Consider the following 19,204-nt stretch of genomic DNA (forward strand, 5'->3'; position numbering starts at 1 on the left):
GCGATATTCTGTGTTTTGAAAAACATCGCGCCCTGAAAAAACCTTACGGATGGAGAATGGTTGGTTTTGGATTCTCAAGTTGGTCAGGGTAATCAAGGGTGTAGTGCAACCCTCTGCTCTCTTTGCGATCCATAGCACAACGAACAATCAGCTCGGCAACCTGCACTAAATTACGTAATTCCAGCAGATTATTTGAGATGCGGAAATTGGCATAATATTCGTCAATCTCCTGCTGCAAGGTATTAATCCGGCGCAAGGCACGCTCTAAGCGTTTGGTTGTACGAACAATGCCAACGTAATCCCACATAAATAGACGCAATTCATGCCAGTTATGCTGAATAACAACCCTTTCGTCTGAATTATCAACCCGACTTTCATCCCAATCAGGTAATTGCTTGGCTAATTTGGCCGTCGGCAAGCGCGTCAGAATATCTTCTGCGGCAGACCAGCCATAAACCAAACACTCAAGCAATGAGTTGGAGGCCATACGATTAGCCCCGTGTAAACCGGTATAGCTAACTTCACCAATGGCATATAAACCGTCCAGATCCGTACGCCCATGCTGATCGACCATAACACCACCGCAGGTATAATGTGCTGCTGGAACGATAGGAATCGCTTCTTTGGTCAGATCAATACCCAATGACAATAGTTTTTCGTAAATCATCGGGAAGTGCTGCATCACGAAATCAGTGGGTTTATGGCTAATATCCAGATACATGCAATCGGCACCCAGACGTTTCATTTCATGGTCTATGGCTCGGGCGACGATATCGCGAGGAGCGAGTTCGCCACGCGGGTCAAAATCGAGCATGAAGCGGGTGCCATCAGGCCGTTTGAGATAGGCCCCTTCGCCACGTAATGCTTCAGTCAGCAAAAAGTTACGTGCTTGCGGGTGAAATAGGCAGGTGGGGTGAAACTGATTAAACTCTAAATTAGCGACCCGGCACCCAGCACGCCACGCCATTGCAATCCCATCACCAGAAGAGATATCTGGGTTGGTAGTATATTGATAGACTTTTGCCGCACCGCCAGTGGCTAAAACGACAGCTTTAGCGCGGAATGTCTCCACTTTCTCAAGCTCGCGGTTCCAGATGTATGCACCGACGACGCGTTTCGTCCCCGCCAGCCCAATTTTATTGGACGTGATAAGATCGACGGCATTGCAGCGTTCTTTAACTAAAATATTGGGATGAGTACTTGCTTTGCCTACCAGAGTGGTCTCTACTTCTTTGCCTGTTGCATCTGCTGTATGTAGTATACGGCGATGGCTATGACCACCCTCGCGGGTAAGGTGATAACGTTCTTCGCCACTGGCGTTGGTCTCGGTATCAAAAAGGACACCTTGATCAATAAGCCATTGCACGCAAGAGCGAGCATTACTGGCGATAAACTCTACGGCCTCTTTATCGCAAAGGCCGGCCCCGGCAATCAGGGTATCATCGACATGTGAGCTGATGCTGTCTGTTTCATCAAAAACGGCAGCAATACCTCCCTGAGCATAAAAAGTGGCGCCTTCATTCAAGGGCCCTTTGCTCAGAACAGTGACTTTACAATGTGGCGCAAGACGTAAAGCCAGTGATAAACCGGCAGCGCCACTCCCGATGATCAATACATCGCTAACGTGTTCAGATGATGATTGCATATCGTATGATGTGTGCAGAAGAAGAGTGAAATTCATGTTAGCCTATCTGCCAGAGCAAAAGCTATGGCTATAAGATGTCTAAAGAATATTCAGACAAATAATCTGGCAACATGGAACTTTGCACTTTTTATAAACTCCAAGCGTGTGCTTGCTCAGGAAAATAAAGATATGGCTGGCAGTACAACTTTTAGCGTGGGGATAGATTTCGGGAGAGTTCACCTCGGATGAGCGAGCAGTTAACGGATCAGATGCTGGTTGAACGGGTCCAGAAAGGTGATCAGCAATCGTTCAATTTACTGGTAATTCGATACCAGCATAAGGTTGCGAGCCTCGTATCCCGCTATGTGCCTCAGGGCGATGTTCCTGATGTGGTTCAGGAATCTTTTATTAAAGCATATCGTGCACTAGAGTCGTTTCGTGGCGATAGCGCGTTTTATACTTGGCTTTACCGTATTGCTGTTAACACAGCAAAAAATTATTTAGTCGCTCAGGGGCGGCGCCCGCCATCCAGTGATGTGGATGCAAATGATGCTGAAAATTACGAAAATGCGGGTGCATTAAAAGAAATATCGAACCCTGAGAACTTAATGTTGTCTGAGGAATTGAGGCAGATAGTTTTTAAAACCATAGAGTCACTTCCTGAAGATCTCCGGATGGCGATTACACTCAGGGAGTTAGATGGTCTAAGCTATGAAGAGATAGCTGTTATTATGGACTGTCCGGTTGGTACTGTTCGTTCCCGTATCTTCCGCGCCAGAGAGGCTATCGATAACAAAGTTCAGCCGCTGATTCAGCGATAAGCGGACACATAAAGGGTATTTGGCATGCAGAAAGAAAAGCTTTCCGCTCTGATGGACGGAGAAACTCTTGATAGTGAGCTGATAGGTTCTTTGTCGAAAGATAAAGCCTTGCAGCAAAGCTGGCAGAGCTATCATTTAATCCGTGATACCCTGCGGGGGGATGTTGGTGAAGTCTTGCATCTGGATATCGCCAGCCGTGTCGCAGAGGCGCTCAAAAATGAGCCAGCTCGTTTTGTTCCTATTGCTGTACCTGAATCTCAGCCACAACCTCATGTCTGGCAGAAAATGCCTTTCTGGCAAAAAGTTCGCCCATGGGCCAGCCAGATTACTCAGGTTGGGGTTGCCGCGTGTGTTTCTCTCGCTGTTATTGTGGGGGTTCAACAATATAACCAGCCCACATCTAGCAACTTACAGCCAGAAGCGCCTGCATTTAATACATTACCGATGATGGGTAAAGCATCGCCAGTCAGCTTCGGCGTACCTGCTGATGGCTCTTTCGGGACATCTCAGCAGCATCAGGTTCAAGAGCAACGTCGCCGTGTCAATATGATGACTCAGCTGCAAGATTTTGAATTACAACGTCGTTTGCCACAAACTGGTACGCTGCAGGAACCTTCATCATCTACACAAGCCGCTATTCAGGTCCCTGGAACTCAGTCCTTAGGAATGCAGCAGCAGTAATGAAGCAATTTTGGTTTTCCGTCTGTTTAATGGCGGGCAGCCTGTTCATGCCAACAATTGCATCGGCGGAAACCCCGCCGATAGCAATGTTGCAAGAAATGAGCAGTGCCAGTCAATCGCTCAATTATGAGCTATCCTACATCAATGTTAATAAGCAAGGGATTGATTCTCTTCGCTATCGCCATGCTATCCAAGATAAAAAAACACTAGCGCAATTACTGCGAATGGATGGCCCGCGGACTGAGATTATTCAACGTGGCAATGAGATAAGTTATTTCGAGCCTGGATTTGACTCTTTCACGTTGAGCGGTGAGCATATTATCGATGCCTTACCTTCTATTGTTTTCCCCGATTTTGAAAAACTGTCAAAATACTATAACTATATTGCGCTTGGTCGCGCCCGTGTCGCTGACCGACCATGTCAGGTTATTAGAGTCGTCTCCCGTGACAGTTCGCGATACAGCTATATTATTTGGATGGACGAGACAACAAAACTCCCAATGCGAGTAGACCTTTTAGATCGCGATGGTGAGACTCTTGAGCAGTTTCGGGTAATTTCTTTTGCAGTCGGCGAACCTATTCAGGAGATCCTGCAAGGTGTATTAAAATTGTCTTTACCGCCATTACTTACCTTACCGGCAAAAACCAAGGTGGACTTTGATTGGGCCCCACGTTGGTTGCCAGAAGGGGTTACTGAGGTTTCACGTAGTCGTCGCACACTACCTAACATGGATGCACCAACTGAATCCCGGTTATATACAGATGGTTTGTTCAGTTTCTCGGTTAATGTAAATCCTATTGGTAAGGATGCACCTTCAGAACAGTCTCTGCGTCAAGGGCGGCGGACAGTTCATTCCGAAACTCGGAATAATGTAGAAATTACGGTAGTCGGTGAGCTTCCTCCTTCTACAGCAAAACGTATTGCTGATAGTGTGATTTTGGAGCCAACAAAATGATGAAAGAATGGGCGACAGTCATCTCATGGCAAAATGGGGTTGCGCTTCTGCGTTGCGAACCACATTCTGGTTGTGGGAGCTGTAATGCACGTTCTGGATGCGGCAGTCATTTATTAAATGAATTGGGGCCTGAGTCTGAACATCAATTAGAAGTTGCGATTTCTCAGCCACTAGAGCCGGGGCAGAAAGTTGAAGTTGGAATTAGCGAAGGTAGCTTATTACGTTCTGCCTCCTTGGTATATTTGACACCACTTGCTGGGTTGATTGCTGGAGGAGCATTGTTTCAAGCCTTATTTATTACTGATGCTTTTACTGCTCTAGGCGCTATTTCAGGTGCGGTACTCGGTTTTTTATTGGCTAGGGCATTAGCTGCGAAAATTGAAGGAGAGAGTGATTATCAACCAACTGTTTTACAGATTGGTTTACCACCAACAGCTTTACGTATCCAGCAAGATTAATTTTAGCCATAGTAGGCTGGAATTCGGTTTTGTATCATATGCTCCAGTAGTGCAATAAAAAGATCAGCGCTGATAAGCGATGAGTAATCGACAGAAAAGAGTATGTTACCCTTAGCGTCAAATAGCCGTATTTTGTCATGATGTGCTTCACGTAATGTCTCAATACGTAAAATATCTTCGATATTAATTACCCCTTTTGTTGTTATCAAAGACTGCGCACTGAGTGACAGTGGCGTTGTGTCTACCTGAATTTTTTTCATATTGGCAATTTTTAAAATTAGTGATTTAAAGTCATTGTCATTTTTTTTGACTATATCAAATACAATTGTTTTTCCTCTAGATAACGAATTTAAGCTAATTACACCTACGTGCATAACTTGTTGGTGAATTATTGTATTTATAAGTGGGTAAGCATTGGTTATATTATTAATAATAATATTCCATTGCTGTTTTTTTGATGTGCGAAATGCCATGGCATTAATTCCACCTTTAGGATTTATTCCAGCGTGATATTTATAAATGTATTCTATTTTATTAAATGGAATGAAATAAACGTTTTCATTATGATGGTTGAAAACTCGCACACCTTTCTCGTAAAGAAAATAGGTAAACATTGGGTTGTTATATAACCGAAAGTAAAGACATGAACTTAATGAAATTCCTGCGATAGCAACACATAAAATAGAAAGGATTGATGGGCTTGAAAAGATAGATGTTGTAATTGACAGTGTAATAATTATAAAACTTAATGCTAATATGAATACTATTGCACCAATGTTTAAATTTGAGTTTTTATTTCTCAATTCATGACGGCTAAGTATTTTTCCTTCGTCAATCATAATATTCTCCATTGAGCCGCCAAGAGGATATTTCACTTGGTTGTGATTAAATCACATTAATACTCTAGGTTATCTACCCACTGGGTATATGAGCATTTTCCTAAAGTGACTTAACAGATATTCATACTGAAATAAGAATGCACTCGCCTCTAGGGCAGGAGGCCCTCTGTTTTATATTGCGACGAACCTATATAGCAACGAACAGAATGCGGCTGATACATTTTAACAGGATAAATCAGGCAACAAGCTAAGTGTGATGCCTTTCACGAGGCTGACTTACAGTGTAAGATGCGTGCATATTTATGTGGGTAGTTTTGGGTTTGAGTCCATCGCTGTGTCCACCAATAATTAATTAAAGACAACGACTAGAGAAAAATTCATATAAATGAAGCACATAAGAAACTTTTCTATTATTGCCCATATTGACCACGGTAAGTCGACACTGTCGGACCGTATTATTCAGATTTGTGGCGGTTTATCAGAGCGTGAAATGGCCGCTCAAGTTCTGGATTCTATGGATCTGGAGCGTGAGCGCGGCATCACTATCAAAGCGCAGAGTGTGACACTGGATTATCACGCCAAAGATGGTCAAACCTATCAGCTTAACTTTATCGATACTCCCGGCCACGTTGACTTCTCCTATGAAGTTTCTCGCTCCTTAGCGGCTTGTGAAGGGGCTTTATTGGTGGTTGATGCAGGGCAAGGTGTTGAAGCTCAGACATTAGCAAACTGCTATACCGCGATGGAAATGAATCTGGAAGTCGTTCCAGTTCTGAATAAAATCGACTTGCCTGCTGCCGATCCGGAGCGTGTAGCTGAAGAAATTGAAGATATCGTCGGTATTGATGCGACTGATGCTGTCCGTTGTTCGGCAAAAACTGGCGTAGGTGTGCCTGATATTCTTGAACGTTTGGTGCGCGATATTCCGCCACCAGAAGGTGATCCTGAAGGGCCATTGCAAGCCCTGATTATTGACTCTTGGTTTGATAACTATCTGGGCGTGGTGTCATTAATTCGCATCAAGAATGGTTCGCTGCGCAAAGGCGACAAAGTTAAGGTGATGAGTACAGGGCAAACCTATAACGCAGATCGCTTGGGTATCTTTACACCAAAACGCGTTGATCGCGATGTGCTAAATTGCGGTGAAGTGGGTTGGTTGGTCTGTGCTATCAAAGATATTCTGGGGGCGCCAGTCGGCGATACGCTGACATTAGCTCGTAACCCAGCCGAAAAATCTTTGCCTGGTTTTAAGAAAGTCAAACCTCAGGTTTATGCCGGCCTGTTCCCAATTAGTTCTGATGATTATGAAGCTTTCCGTGACGCATTGGGTAAGTTGAGCCTGAATGACGCCTCCTTATTCTATGAACCAGAAAGCTCCACAGCACTGGGCTTCGGTTTCCGTTGTGGCTTCCTCGGTTTGCTGCATATGGAAATCATTCAGGAGCGCTTGGAACGTGAGTATGATCTCGAACTGATCACTACCGCACCAACCGTAGTGTATGAGGTGATTACGACCGCTCAAGAAACTGTTTATGTAGATAGCCCTTCCAAGCTACCTGCACTGAACAATATTGAAGAACTGCGCGAACCTATTGCTGAATGTCATATGCTGTTGCCGCAGGAATATCTCGGTAACGTCATTACACTATGTATTGAAAAACGCGGTATGCAGACCAATATGGTTTACCACGGTAACCAAGTGGCGCTGACGTATGAAATTCCGATGGCTGAAGTGGTGCTTGATTTCTTCGATCGTCTGAAATCAACGTCTCGCGGTTATGCCTCATTGGATTACAACTTCAAACGCTTCCAGACCTCAGACATGGTGCGTGTTGATGTGTTGATCAACAATGAGCGTGTTGATGCCTTGGCGCTTATCACTCACCGTGATAATGCCCAGTATCGAGGCCGTGATTTGGTTGAGAAAATGAAAGAGCTGATCCCACGCCAGCAATTTGATATTGCCATTCAGGCGGCTATCGGCAACCACATCATTGCCCGCTCAACTGTGAAACAGTTGCGTAAAAACGTACTGGCGAAGTGTTATGGCGGTGACGTTAGCCGTAAGAAAAAACTTCTGCAGAAACAGAAAGACGGTAAAAAACGTATGAAGCAGGTCGGTAACGTTGAATTACCGCAAGAAGCTTTCCTGGCTATTCTGCATGTCGGAAAAGACAGTAAATAAGGAGTTTTGATGGCTAACATGTTTGCCTTGATTTTAGCGATAGCAACGCTGGTGACTGGGGTTATCTGGTGCTTCGAGAGGTTCAAATGGGGCCCGGCTCGTCAGGCAAAAATTGCGGCAGTTAATGCGCAAACTGCGGCGATCAAGGCACAAACAGGTTGTGCTGTAGATAACAAGACTCTAGCTCCTGCGGCAAAACAGCCAGGTTGGATCGAGACTTGCGCCTCAGTGTTCCCGGTGCTGGCATTGGTGTTTATCGTGCGCTCGTTTATTTACGAGCCTTTCCAGATTCCTTCTGGTTCGATGATGCCAACGCTATTGATCGGTGATTTCATCCTGGTTGAGAAATTTGCTTATGGTATTAAAGACCCGATTACCCAAACTACATTAATCCCTACGGGGCATCCTAAGCGTGGTGATATCGCTGTCTTTAAATATCCATTAGACCCACGGTTGGATTATATCAAACGTGTGGTGGGCTTACCGGGGGATAGGGTTAGTTACAATCCAATCAGCAAAGAAGTGACGGTTCAGCCTGCATGTAATACTGGCACCTCTTGTGATAGTGCCTTGCCGATTACTTACAGTACGTCGGAGCCAAGCGAATTTGTACAGACATTCCGTTATAGCGGTAATGGTGAGGCTTCTGCCGGGTTCTTCCAGATCCCATTGAATCAGGCAGTACCTGATGGTGGTGTGCGCCTACGTGAGCGTACCGAGAGCCTCGGGCCGGTTGCACATCAAATTCTGACAGTTCCAGGTCGCCAAGAGCAACTGGGCGCTTATTATCAGCAACCTAACCAACCATTAGGGGTTTGGGTTGTTCCTGAAGGCCATTACTTTATGATGGGCGACAATCGGGATAATAGTGCAGATAGCCGCTACTGGGGGTTTGTACCAGAACGCAATTTGGTAGGGAAAGCCACTGCTATTTGGATGAGTTTTGAAAAGCAAGAAGGTGAATGGCCAACGGGAGTTCGTTTAAGCCGGATTGGTGGAATTCATTAATTCTGGTTATACCTGCGTCATTGGCGTTACAGCGTTGTGAGCAATCGAGCTGACAATGCTGTAACTTCAAGTAAGCAGGGTATTTAAACGCAGCATTATATTTCCACTCGTTGTAGAATAACCTTTCGAGCGATAAGAGTTGGCTCTTTTATGGGGGCCACTGCACACGAAACAGTTTTGTTTTGGTAATATTGGCCAATCAGACCTGTTCCGTCTGCTGTAGTTTTTGACGCATTCTTGATCTATTGGTAACTCATGAACCCCATCGTAATAAATAGGCTACAGCGGAAGCTGGGCTACACTTTTCAACAGCAGGAGCTCTTGCTGCAAGCACTGACTCATCGTAGCGCCAGTAGCAAACACAATGAGCGTTTGGAGTTCCTGGGTGACTCTATATTAAGTTTCGTTATTGCCAATGAGTTGTACCGTCGTTTCCCTCGTGTCGATGAAGGGGATATGAGTCGGATGCGAGCAACATTGGTAAGAGGTAATACACTAGCCGAAATGGCCCGTGAGTTTGACCTCGGTGAATGTTTACGCCTTGGGCCGGGTGAATTAAAAAGTGGCGGTTTTCGTCGCGAGTCAATTTTGGCAGATACAGTAGAAGCCTTAATTGGCGGTGTATTCTTAGATAGCGATATTCATACGATTGAACGGCTGATTCTCGACTGGTATCGCAGTCGTTTAGAGGAAATCAGCCCTGGTGATAAGCAGAAAGACCCAAAAACGCGCCTGCAAGAATATTTGCAGGGCCGACATCTGCCATTACCTTCTTATCTGGTTGTGCAGGTTCGTGGTGAAGCACATGATCAGGAATTTACTATCCACTGCCAGGTGAGTGGCTTGAATGAACCGGTCGTTGGTACTGGCTCAAGTCGCCGTAAAGCCGAGCAGGCGGCAGCGGAACAAGCGCTGAAACAGTTGGAGCTTGAATGAGCGAAGTAGAAAAAACATATTGTGGTTTTGTTGCAATTGTAGGTCGCCCAAATGTGGGCAAATCGACCTTGCTGAATGAATTATTGGGGCAGAAAATCTCCATTACTTCACGTAAACCGCAAACCACACGTCACCGTATTATGGGGATTCATACTGAAGGGCCTTATCAGGCTATCTATGTTGATACCCCAGGGCTGCATATTGAAGAAAAACGCGCTATTAACCGTTTGATGAATCGCGCGGCAAGTAGCTCTATTGGTGATGTGGAGTTAGTGATTTTTGTGGTTGAAGGAACGAACTGGACTGCTGATGACGAGATGGTAGTGAACAAGCTACGCAGTCTGAAGTGCCCGGTGTTATTGGCTATCAATAAAGTGGATAACGTAACGGATAAAACCAAACTGTTGCCACATATTCAGTTCCTTAGCCAGCAGATGAATTTCCTTGATGTTGTGCCAATTTCCGCCGAAAAAGGCATGAATGTGGATACTATTGCCAACATCGTGCGTAAATTATTACCGGAAGCGGAACATCACTTCCCGGAAGATTACATCACTGACCGCTCTCAGCGGTTTATGGCGTCAGAAATTATCCGTGAAAAGCTGATGCGCTTCTTGGGTGAGGAATTACCTTACTCGGTGACGGTTGAAATTGAACAGTTTGTTCCTAATGAGCGCGGTGGTTATAACATCCACGGGCTGATTCTGGTTGAACGCGAAGGCCAGAAGAAAATGGTCATCGGTAATAAAGGTTCAAAAATCAAGACGATCGGTATTGAAGCCCGCCAGGACATGGAACAGATGTTCGACGCCAAGGTACATCTTGAGCTGTGGGTAAAAGTGAAATCAGGCTGGGCAGATGACGAACGTGCATTGCGCAGCTTAGGCTATACCGACGACCTGAAATAAGGCTCGCCGATGGACGGTTGGCAACGCGCATTTGTCCTGCACGGGCGTCCTTACAGTGAAACCAGTCTCATGCTGGATTTATTCACTGAGGGGGAAGGCCGTATGCGGGTGTTAGCAAAAGGTGCGCGAGGTCGCCGCTCCAACTTAAAAGGCTGCTTGCAGCCTTTTACACCATTACTGGTCCGCTGGACGGGGCGTGGTGAAGTCAAAACATTACGCAGTGCCGAGCCAGTGTCTCTGGCTCTTCCATTGAGCGGCTCTATGTTATATAGCGGTTTATATGTTAACGAGCTGCTCTCCCGCGTTCTGGAACATCAAACCAATTACTCTGCATTATTCTTCGATTATTTACATTGCTTACAAGCATTAGCTGGCAGTGATGGATCGCCTGAATATGCTTTGCGTCAGTTTGAATTGGCGATATTAGCCCATTTGGGTTATGGCGTGGATTTCCTTCATTGTGCAGGCAGCGGTCAGCCAGTATCAGATACAATGACTTACCGGTATCGGGAGGAGAAAGGTTTTATCGCCAGCTTAGTGATTGATCATTATAGCTTTACCGGTCGTCAATTATTGGCGCTGGCACATCGTGAATTCCCTGATGCCGATACATTGCGTGCAGCCAAGCGCTTTACGCGTATTGCCCTGAAACCTTATCTGGGGGGCAAGCCACTAAAAAGCCGCGAGCTGTTCCGTCAATTTGTGATTAAACCACCGGCTGAACCTTTGACCTAGTGTCTTGTATTCCGATGGTTTACAGTGTCTGTCTTCAACTTTCCCATTCAGTAGCCTATCCGCTAGCCGCTTACTCGGTGTAAACTGCGGAGCACTTATACCCGTCATCTTTCAAGATGCACCCATATCTGGAGGGCTGTTATGGCTGATTTGTTGCTGGGCGTTAATATTGACCACATTGCGACGTTACGAAATGCACGTGGCACCATTTATCCCGATCCTGTTCAGGCAGCGTTCATCGCCGAGCAAGCTGGCGCTGACGGTATTACTGTACATTTACGCGAAGATCGCCGTCATATCACTGACAGAGATGTACGTATTTTGCGTAAAACTATTCAGACTCGCATGAATTTGGAAATGGCGGTGACCGATGAAATGGTGGATATCGCTTGCGAATTGCAACCTCATTTTTGCTGCTTAGTGCCGGAAAAACGCCAGGAAGTAACGACCGAAGGTGGGCTGGATGTGGCAGGTCAAATTGATAAAATGACCGTAGCAGTTAGCCGATTATCCGAGGCAGGTATTTTGGTTTCATTGTTTATCGATGCAGATATGCGCCAAATTGATGCTGCAGTTGCTGTCGGTGCGCCTTACATTGAAATTCATACCGGCGCTTATGCAGATGCTACTTCAGATTTGGCTCGTCAGGCAGAATTAGTACGGATCGCGAAAGCGGCCACCTACGCCGCGGGCAAAGGCTTGAAAGTGAATGCTGGCCACGGTCTGACTTATCATAATGTCCAACCTATCGCTGCCTTACCAGAGATGCATGAGCTGAATATTGGTCATGCTATTATTGGTCAGGCCGTTATGTCTGGCCTCGCTGCTGCTGTTACGGATATGAAAGTGTTGATGCGGGAAGCGCGTCGTTAATGGCCATTCTTGGGTTAGGCACTGATATTGTCGAAATTTCGAGGATAGAAGCCGTAGTTGAGCGCAGCGGCGACAAGCTGGCTCGGCGCATCCTCAGCCCATCGGAATGGCAACATTATCAGCAGCACCAACAACCAATACGTTTTTTGGCTAAACGTTTTGCCGTCAAAGAAGCGGCAGCTAAAGCATTTGGTACGGGTATCCGTAATGGTTTGGCATTTAATCAATTCGAAGTGGTTAATGATGTCCTTGGTAAGCCAACACTGCGTTTACACCAGCGTGCAGCAGAGTTAGCCGCTGAGCTGGGCGTGAAATCGTTGCATGTGACTCTGGCTGACGAACGGCGTTATGCCTGTGCGACCGTTATTATTGAAAGTTGATGTTCTTGAAGGTTGACACTGTTCATCGTCACTAAAATGTGGCGAGCGGAAACTGAAGGGCGCGCATGAAAATGTCGCCCTTTTTTGTTATGCATTTTATCCCGCTATCAGCCGTTTTCTTATCTCTCACTTCGGTTTTACCACTCGGCATTTGTGCACTCTCAATTGCACAACGAAGAAACTCCCCAGAATAAATCTTAATTTTGCGATCTGTTCGACAAGTTGGTTAACCAATGCTTCATTTGGTCGCCCAATTGATGCTACTTGTAATACCAAATTGCACAATGAAGTCGATAGTCTGCGTTCAGTAGCATGAGGGTAACGTAAAAAACGGCGGTAATAAGGCGATTTTTTGTTCACAACAACGATTAAGTTTGGTCTGACCAATATAAAAACCGTAATACCAGAAAAATTGATTTTAACTACTGGGGAAAATAAAAGATGGAATGGATTAATATCCTGTGGGTCGTATTGGGCATTGGTTTGATGCTATTGCTTAATATCCGCTATCAAATTAACTCAATGATTGCCTTACTGCTGGCGGCTTTGCTGGTGGGGACTCTCGCTGGGATGGATCTGCTAAAACTGCTGCATACCATTAAAGCGGGGTTTGGTGGCACACTGGGCGAACTGGCAATCATTGTGGTATTTGGTGCGGTGATCGGCAAACTCATGGTCGATTCTGGAGCGGCTCACCAGATAGCTCAGACGCTACTGCGTCGATTTGGACTCAAGTATGTTGAGTTTGCAGTCATTATCATCGGCTTGATCTTTGGTTTGGCAATGTTCTATGAAGTTGCCTTTATTATTTTAGCTCCACTTATCATTGCGATTGCCGTCGAAGCTAAGATCCCATTCCTCAAATTAGCGATCCCTGCAGTTGCTGCGGCAACAACCGCGCACTCCCTTTTCCCACCACAACCCGGTCCGGTTGCGTTGGTGAGCGCTTATGGCGCTGATATGGGCATGGTTTATATTTATGGTGTTTTGGTTGCCATCCCTTCAGTTGTTTGTGCTGGGCTGATTTTGCCAAAATTCTTGGGCAACTTGGAACGCCCAATCCCAACGTTCCTGAAGGCGGATAATCCGCTTGATGAAAATAATCTGCCATCGTTTGGTACGTCTATTTTAGTCCCGTTAATTCCTGCTTTTATTATGATTTTCACCACCGTCGCGAACATCTGGCTGGTGAAAGGGACGACGTCATACATTATCTTCAACTTCCTAGGGTCATCGCCGATCGCCATGTTTATCGCGATGCTGGTGGCCTTTGTTCTCTTCGGCACCGGGCGTGGCCATAAGATGGAATGGGTCATGCACTCCTTTGAGGGGGCTGTAAAAGGGATTGCCATGGTCATCTTGATCATCGGTGCCGGTGGTGCGCTAAAGCAAGTCATCATTGATACCGGGATCGGCGACACTATTGGTATGTTGATGTCAGCAGGTGGTGTATCACCTTATATTATGGCTTGGCTAATTACCGTGCTAATCCGCCTAGCGACCGGGCAGGGTGTGGTGTCGGCAATGACGGCGGCAGGGATTATTGGTGCCGCGGTTATGGACCCTGTGACCCATACCATTACGTCTGTTGATCCCGCGTTGTTGGTGCTGGCGACCGCGGCGGGTTCGAATACCTTTACCCATATTAATGACGCATCATTCTGGTTATTTAAAGGTTACTTCGACTTGTCGATTAAGGACACTCTGAAAACTTGGGGCTTGCTTGAATTGACAAACTCAGTCGTTGGCTTGGCGATGGTGCTGCTGATCAGCTTGTTTATTTAGTGGCGGATTGAGTATTGAGTTGATTTTATGATCAGTGCTTCAACCGAGGCACTGATCATCCATTTCACGGGAAAAAACACTGAGATTACAGACGATCAGCGTGGTGCAGTTGGACAAACTTATCCCATAGCTGTTCGTTAGTTTCAACCCAAGCAGGATCGATAGAAATCGTATTATCAATGGGGCAAACCAGCTGACAGGTTGGCGTCTCGTAATGGCCAACACACTCCGTGCAACGCATTGGGTCAATCTGATAGATCTCAGCTCCCATGGAAATTGCCTCATTCGGGCATTCCGGCTCACACATGTCGCAATTGATGCATTTACGAGTGATCAACAGGGCCATAATTTCTCATACCTTAGCTTGAGTATTCACAACAGCGCGGGATTATACCCCTCTGGAGTCCTTAGACCAGTTTTTTCACCAGTGCTTCGCTGTGCTTAATGTGATCCTGTGCACTTTCAAGGTTTTGCTGGATCATGGCCATAAAGAGCAGGTCGGTCAGTGCATATTGTGCCGTGCTGGAGGAGATGGCGGCACTACGAATCGCGGGTTCTTCTGAGATGGTATACAAACAGTGGTCAGCGCGCTGCTGCAAGCTGTTGGGCGTAAAACTGGTCAGCGCCAGCACTTTGGCGCCACAGCGTTGCGCTTCTTCTGCCGCCAAATTTATCTCACGGCGTTCGCCGCTAAATGAAATTGCCAGAAGTAAATCTCGCGTATCCAGCGCCTGTACTGCCGCCAGTTGCGCATGCATGTCCGTTTCTGATACCGCCATCACGCCAATTTTTAATAGCTTATAGGCAAGGTCTTTTGCTACTAATCCAGAAGCACCCAGACCGGTCAAAATCACCCGCTGTGCGCCTTTTAACATCTCCAGTGCTTGGGCAAGGCGCTGTTCGCTGTTGATGTCTAGCGTGGCCCGTAATGCGGCGGCTTTTTCGCTGAGTAACTTTTCTCCGACCGTCTTTAAACTGTCAGTGCTCAATATTTGATTGTGGAGCGTGACCGCCTGCTCAGGAGCCGCGATGATTTCACTGAGAGCCTGCTTTAGTGCTGGGAAGCCCTTATAACCAAGTTTTTGGGCAAATTTCACCACTGCTGATTGGCTGATGCCAGTTTGTTGCGCCAGCTTTTGTGAACTGAGTTGGCGTGCTTGCTCGGGGTGGGTCAGCAGGAAATCGGCCAGCTTACGATCATTTTGTGCCAGCGTTGGATAGAGCTGACGAATGCGAAGAAGACTACTCATAAATCAGTTCCTGAATAGGGGAAATTATTCTGCCAAGTTGGTTAATAATACCCATAAATAATTAAGTCGAAGGTCAAGTCAGGGAGAATAGCACTCTTTTTTTGTAAGATTCCGATGACTGGAACAAGAAAACACGCGTTTTGATACCTTTCGGCTACAACTAAATTATGATGAGTGAAAAATCCAATGAGGAAAAAATCATGAATTTGGGCGCTTTGATTTCTGAAAGTCGCAATCCGGCCACGATGGATTTAGATAAGCTCTCCACATTGGAGATGTTGACTCGCTTTAATGATGAGGATCGCAAAGTACCTGAAGCGATCCGGTTGGTTATTCCGGCTATAGCTCAGGCGGTCGATTTAGCGGCAGAAGCTTTAAAGCAGGGGGGGCGCTTAATTTATCTTGGAGCCGGAACCAGTGGCCGGCTTGGGGTTTTGGATGCATCAGAATGCCCACCGACCTTCGGTGTACCGCATGGCATGGTGGTAGGACTCATTGCTGGAGGCCCCGGAGCGTTGCTCAAAGCGGTCGAAGGCGCTGAAGATGATATTTTGCTTGGCGAGCGAGATTTACAAGATTTAAAACTGACGCCAACAGATATGGTTGTTGGATTGGCCGCTTCGGGGCGTACACCTTATGTCATTGGTGCGCTACGCTATGCCCGCCAGCTCGGTTGTCCAACGGCCGCAATTTCCTGCAACCCAGATTCTCCTATCGCACAAGAGGCTCAGGTAGCAATCTCACCCGTTGTCGGGCCGGAGGCTCTGACGGGTTCTACCCGTATGAAGTCAGGGACTGCTCAGAAATTAGTGCTGAATATGTTATCCACCGGAGCTATGGTCAAATTGGGCAAGGTCTATCAAAATTTGATGGTCGATGTGAAAGCGACCAATGAAAAACTCGTTGATCGTGCTTGTCGTATTGTTGTTGAAGCTACCGGAGCCGGCCGCGCAGAGGCTGAAAATGCCTTGTCACAAACGGGATTTGAAGTGAAGCCCGCTATTTTGATGATCTTAAAAGGTGTCAGTGCTGAGCAGGCTAATTCGGATTTACAGCGACATAACGGGTATCTGCGCGCAGCATTGTAATACCTTTCATCTTTCAATTTGCTGGTGGGTTGGCTGCTCGTGGTCACCAGAGTCATCAGCTCATGGGGTGAGCTTGTAAGTCGCCTTCCTGTATCATGAAATCTATTGGGTATAAGGTGGGTTTTGTATTGAAAATAGGAGTGATGTTTTGAGTGTGAAGCACGCCAAATCGGCCTTTGAACACAGGGCAGAGCCTCAGCCGGAAAGTGTTAAACGGGTTGTTTTCTTTGATTTAGATGGCACTTTGCATCAGCAGGATATGTTTGGCAGCTTTTTGCGTTTTCTGTTGCGTCATTTACCACTGAATCTTTTGTTGGTTATTCCACTCTTGCCAGTCATTGGGCTGGGATTACTGGTGGGAGGGCGCTGCGCACGCTGGCCGGTGAGCCTGCTGCTGTGGGCGATAACCTTTGGGCGATCTGAAGCGCACCTGAAAGATCTGGAATTACGTTTTGTGCAGGAGTTTCGACAGAAAGTGACGGAGTTTCCGGTTGTCATGATGCGCTTGCGTCAATATCTGGACCGTACAGACACCGATGTATGGTTGATTACCGGCTCGCCACAACAGTTGGTCGAACAGGTTTATCACGACTCGGAATTCATGCCACGTTTACAGTTGGTCGGTAGCCGTATGGCGCGGCGTAATGGCGGCTGGGTGCTACCACTGCGCTGCTTAGGGCCAGAGAAAGTGGTGCAATTAGAGCAGCGGCTGGGGTCTCCGTTGAAACTCTACAGTGGGTACAGTGACAGTAAGCAGGACAACCCGCTGTTGAAATATTGTGAGCACCGCTGGCGGGTGAGTGGAACGGGTGAGTTGCAGCAGTTGGAGTAACCCTTCGCTCTTGAAGCTGCAGGGGTGTGCGCAGCTAACACCCCTGCAGCTTCAAAGACGAAGAGAATATACGTTAATGAGTGACATCATCTTCATGATGCCCTAACCGCCAAATCCGTTCGGCATGCCTACCGAGCAACCATAAGCTGATACCCAACAGCAGGAAGAAAATGGTCTTTGGCATGGCATCCCAAAAGAACTCAAAGAAGCGGGTATAGAGGTTGATGGCAAGAAATGTCAGGCCAAAGCCGCGCAGCATGGCATCATCTCGTTTTAGCCCCAACCAAATCGCGATACCCGCTGCAATGGCAAACAAGAGACTCCAATGAAGCAGCTCAATCTGGCGCACCTGATACCAATGGTCTATGTCGCCGTAATTGCCAAAAATAGACAACAACCACAAGGCGATAAACAGATAAAGCAGCCCCATGGCCAGTGAAACTCTCTCAAGTCTGCGAGCGGCCAGTTGAGGTTGCAATGCCAGTGCTGACGCACACATCAACAAACCAAAGGCAATAAAGCGTATGGGATAACTCATGCCTAGCCAGTAAGCTCCCCAACCGGAGAGGTAACCGGTTTCTGCACCAAAGGCATTCCCCAATGACAGCAAGGCGAACAGCCATACCAGTGGCGAGCGACCAAACCAACCCACCAGCGCATAGATAACCGTGCCCAGTAGTAATAACGCAGAAATACGACCACTGCCATTATCCAGCCACACGCCAAGTTGGGCGATGGCGGCAGCGGTCATGATGACACCGAGAAATAATACCGCTTCATTGCTATAGATTTTGCTGGGGTCTTGTCGGCGGCGGTAAAAACCCCAAGCATAGAAAGCCGCCGCCAGCACACTTGTGACTGCAACTCTCACGGGGGGATCAAAACGGAAGAACTGGCTAATCCAATCTAATAGGAAAGTATCGGCCATCAGGCTGCCAATAGCGATGACCAGCGAAGCCAGTGCGGCAAGAAAGGCATAACCGGCCAGCCGACGCCAATCAAAGGGCTGAACATCAATATTTGCCAATAGGCGCTGATGCTCTTCTTCCCCAATCACACCCTCATTAGCCCATCCCTTAAGGGTTTTGCGTACAGTCGCGGCGTTTTTCTTGCTGAGTTTCATCTGTTTGGCATCCATTGGTCTGAATGATTTTTATCCTGTCTGAACATTAACTGATCATTATATGCCTCGCTACTTTATATTGGTTGGAGGCCGCCATGGCTGTGTATAATGCACGCCGCAAAAGTGCCAGTGAGGTTAATGTGTCTATCGATAATAATTTGTCTGCTGAATGTGTTTCACCCCCTGAGTACAGTGACGAGTACTGGATGCAGCGCGCGTTAGCATTAGCGTTGCGTGCACAAGACGAGGGTGAAGTGCCGGTAGGAGCCATTTTAGTGCTGGATAATCAGGTCATCGGTGAGGGGTGGAACCGGCCTATTCGCGATAACGACCCGACAGCTCACGCCGAAATCATGGCGCTACGCCAAGGTGGTCAAGCCGTGCAGAATTATCGTTTAATCGATGCCACTTTATACGTCACGCTGGAGCCTTGCGTGATGTGTGCCGGAGCGATGGTACATAGCCGAATTCGCCGCTTGGTGTACGGCGCGAATGATTTGAAAACCGGTGCAGCCGGCTCGCTGGTGGATATTTTGCGTCATCCCGGCATGAATCATCAGATAGACGTTTGTTCGGGAGTGCTGGCTGATGCCTGCTCTCATCAGTTGAGCGCATTTTTCCGCCTACGCCGTGAGCAGCAAAAAGCATTAAAACGTGCCACAACTGATAACAAATGACGCATACACGATGTGATTGACTGCGCCGTTGCTTTTGCAACGTCA

20 protein-coding genes are annotated in these 19,204 nt (G+C 47.0%); 15 read left to right on the plus strand and 5 right to left on the minus strand.

The window, feature by feature from the left end:
* Nucleotides 1–43 precede the first annotated feature (43 nt).
* Nucleotides 44–1,645, minus strand: a complete 1,602-nt coding sequence (gene nadB, locus ACIOG0_RS05260; protein ID WP_174846834.1) for an L-aspartate oxidase — start codon at nucleotides 1,643–1,645, stop codon at nucleotides 44–46.
* Nucleotides 1,646–1,869: 224 nt separating this feature from the next.
* Here nadB and rpoE point away from each other — a divergent pair, with 224 nt between their 5' ends.
* Genes rpoE through rseC form a run of 4 tightly spaced genes read left to right on the plus strand, consistent with a single transcriptional unit; the run spans nucleotide 1,870 to nucleotide 4,540 of the window.
* Nucleotides 1,870–2,445, plus strand: a complete 576-nt coding sequence (gene rpoE, locus ACIOG0_RS05265) for an RNA polymerase sigma factor RpoE (RefSeq protein WP_005159396.1) — start codon at nucleotides 1,870–1,872, stop codon at nucleotides 2,443–2,445.
* A 24-nt stretch (nucleotides 2,446–2,469) separates the two neighbouring features.
* A complete protein-coding gene (rseA, locus tag ACIOG0_RS05270; protein ID WP_050100847.1) occupies nucleotides 2,470–3,126 on the plus strand; it encodes an anti-sigma-E factor RseA in 657 nt (218 codons plus the stop codon).
* The gene (gene rseB, locus ACIOG0_RS05275) at nucleotides 3,126–4,082 is read left to right on the plus strand and encodes a sigma-E factor regulatory protein RseB (RefSeq protein ID WP_050100846.1); all 957 of its coding nucleotides are present in this window, start codon (nucleotides 3,126–3,128) and stop codon (nucleotides 4,080–4,082) included. The genes rseA and rseB overlap by 1 nt, the downstream gene beginning before the upstream one ends.
* The gene (gene rseC / locus ACIOG0_RS05280) at nucleotides 4,079–4,540 is read left to right on the plus strand and encodes a SoxR-reducing system protein RseC (RefSeq protein ID WP_050100845.1); all 462 of its coding nucleotides are present in this window, start codon (nucleotides 4,079–4,081) and stop codon (nucleotides 4,538–4,540) included. Before rseB ends, rseC begins: the two co-directional genes overlap by 4 nt.
* Nucleotides 4,541–4,542: 2 nt before the next feature.
* Here the strand turns inward: rseC and ACIOG0_RS05285 are convergent, their stop codons facing one another.
* On the minus strand, nucleotides 4,543–5,379 hold the full coding sequence (locus ACIOG0_RS05285; RefSeq protein WP_404704937.1) for a hypothetical protein: 837 nt from the start codon (nucleotides 5,377–5,379) through the stop codon (nucleotides 4,543–4,545).
* A gap of 385 nt (nucleotides 5,380–5,764) precedes the next feature.
* On the opposite strand from ACIOG0_RS05285, the gene lepA reads away from it, so the two are divergent.
* The 8 genes from lepA to gntP all read left to right on the plus strand — a co-directional run bounded on the left by lepA (nucleotide 5,765) and on the right by gntP (nucleotide 14,189).
* The gene (lepA, locus tag ACIOG0_RS05290) at nucleotides 5,765–7,564 is read left to right on the plus strand and encodes a translation elongation factor 4 (RefSeq protein ID WP_050100843.1); all 1,800 of its coding nucleotides are present in this window, start codon (nucleotides 5,765–5,767) and stop codon (nucleotides 7,562–7,564) included.
* A 9-nt stretch (nucleotides 7,565–7,573) separates the two neighbouring features.
* A complete protein-coding gene (gene lepB, locus ACIOG0_RS05295; RefSeq protein WP_050100842.1) occupies nucleotides 7,574–8,572 on the plus strand; it encodes a signal peptidase I in 999 nt (332 codons plus the stop codon).
* A 255-nt stretch (nucleotides 8,573–8,827) separates the two neighbouring features.
* The gene (gene rnc / locus ACIOG0_RS05300; RefSeq protein WP_050100841.1) at nucleotides 8,828–9,508 is read left to right on the plus strand and encodes a ribonuclease III; all 681 of its coding nucleotides are present in this window, start codon (nucleotides 8,828–8,830) and stop codon (nucleotides 9,506–9,508) included.
* Entirely contained in the window at nucleotides 9,505–10,416 is a 912-nt protein-coding gene (gene era, locus ACIOG0_RS05305; RefSeq protein ID WP_050100840.1) for a GTPase Era, read from the plus strand. The genes rnc and era overlap by 4 nt, the downstream gene beginning before the upstream one ends.
* 9 nt (nucleotides 10,417–10,425) lie before the next feature.
* Nucleotides 10,426–11,151, plus strand: coding sequence for a DNA repair protein RecO (recO, locus tag ACIOG0_RS05310; RefSeq protein ID WP_050100838.1), 726 nt, complete (start codon nucleotides 10,426–10,428; stop codon nucleotides 11,149–11,151).
* 141 nt (nucleotides 11,152–11,292) lie between these two features.
* Complete coding sequence (gene pdxJ, locus ACIOG0_RS05315) at nucleotides 11,293–12,024, plus strand: pyridoxine 5'-phosphate synthase (RefSeq protein WP_050100837.1); 732 nt, start codon at nucleotides 11,293–11,295, stop codon at nucleotides 12,022–12,024.
* Nucleotides 12,024–12,404 carry a holo-ACP synthase gene (acpS, locus tag ACIOG0_RS05320; protein WP_050100835.1) on the plus strand — a complete coding sequence of 127 codons (381 nt, stop codon included), beginning with the start codon at nucleotides 12,024–12,026 and terminating at the stop codon, nucleotides 12,402–12,404. Before pdxJ ends, acpS begins: the two co-directional genes overlap by 1 nt.
* Before the next feature lie 441 nt (nucleotides 12,405–12,845).
* Nucleotides 12,846–14,189, plus strand: coding sequence for a gluconate permease GntP (gntP, locus tag ACIOG0_RS05325; protein ID WP_050100834.1), 1,344 nt, complete (start codon nucleotides 12,846–12,848; stop codon nucleotides 14,187–14,189).
* An 85-nt stretch (nucleotides 14,190–14,274) separates the two neighbouring features.
* Here gntP and ACIOG0_RS05330 read toward each other — a convergent pair whose 3' ends face one another.
* Together ACIOG0_RS05330 and ACIOG0_RS05335 are read right to left on the minus strand one after the other, a co-directional pair.
* Nucleotides 14,275–14,535: a YfhL family 4Fe-4S dicluster ferredoxin gene (locus ACIOG0_RS05330; protein WP_025379234.1), complete on the minus strand. Its 261-nt coding sequence runs from the start codon at nucleotides 14,533–14,535 to the stop codon at nucleotides 14,275–14,277.
* Between the two features lie 61 nt (nucleotides 14,536–14,596).
* On the minus strand, nucleotides 14,597–15,439 hold the full coding sequence (locus tag ACIOG0_RS05335) for a MurR/RpiR family transcriptional regulator (RefSeq protein ID WP_050140661.1): 843 nt from the start codon (nucleotides 15,437–15,439) through the stop codon (nucleotides 14,597–14,599).
* A 200-nt stretch (nucleotides 15,440–15,639) separates the two neighbouring features.
* On the opposite strand from ACIOG0_RS05335, the gene murQ reads away from it, so the two are divergent.
* Both murQ and yfhb read left to right on the plus strand, forming a co-directional pair.
* Nucleotides 15,640–16,527, plus strand: coding sequence for an N-acetylmuramic acid 6-phosphate etherase (gene murQ, locus ACIOG0_RS05340; protein WP_128451375.1), 888 nt, complete (start codon nucleotides 15,640–15,642; stop codon nucleotides 16,525–16,527).
* A gap of 148 nt (nucleotides 16,528–16,675) precedes the next feature.
* Nucleotides 16,676–17,359 carry a phosphatidylglycerophosphatase C gene (gene yfhb / locus ACIOG0_RS05345; RefSeq protein WP_164908355.1) on the plus strand — a complete coding sequence of 228 codons (684 nt, stop codon included), beginning with the start codon at nucleotides 16,676–16,678 and terminating at the stop codon, nucleotides 17,357–17,359.
* A gap of 73 nt (nucleotides 17,360–17,432) precedes the next feature.
* On the opposite strand, the gene ACIOG0_RS05350 is transcribed toward yfhb, so the two are convergent.
* Nucleotides 17,433–18,482 (minus strand): DUF2157 domain-containing protein, encoded by a 1,050-nt coding sequence (locus tag ACIOG0_RS05350; RefSeq protein ID WP_050100921.1) that lies wholly within the window; start codon nucleotides 18,480–18,482, stop codon nucleotides 17,433–17,435.
* 101 nt (nucleotides 18,483–18,583) lie between these two features.
* Here ACIOG0_RS05350 and tadA point away from each other — a divergent pair, with 101 nt between their 5' ends.
* A complete protein-coding gene (gene tadA, locus ACIOG0_RS05355) occupies nucleotides 18,584–19,159 on the plus strand; it encodes a tRNA adenosine(34) deaminase TadA (RefSeq protein ID WP_050295840.1) in 576 nt (191 codons plus the stop codon).
* Nucleotides 19,160–19,204 lie beyond the last annotated feature (45 nt).

The organism is Yersinia vastinensis (assembly GCF_044905075.1).
GTDB lineage: Bacteria > Pseudomonadota > Gammaproteobacteria > Enterobacterales > Enterobacteriaceae > Yersinia > Yersinia vastinensis.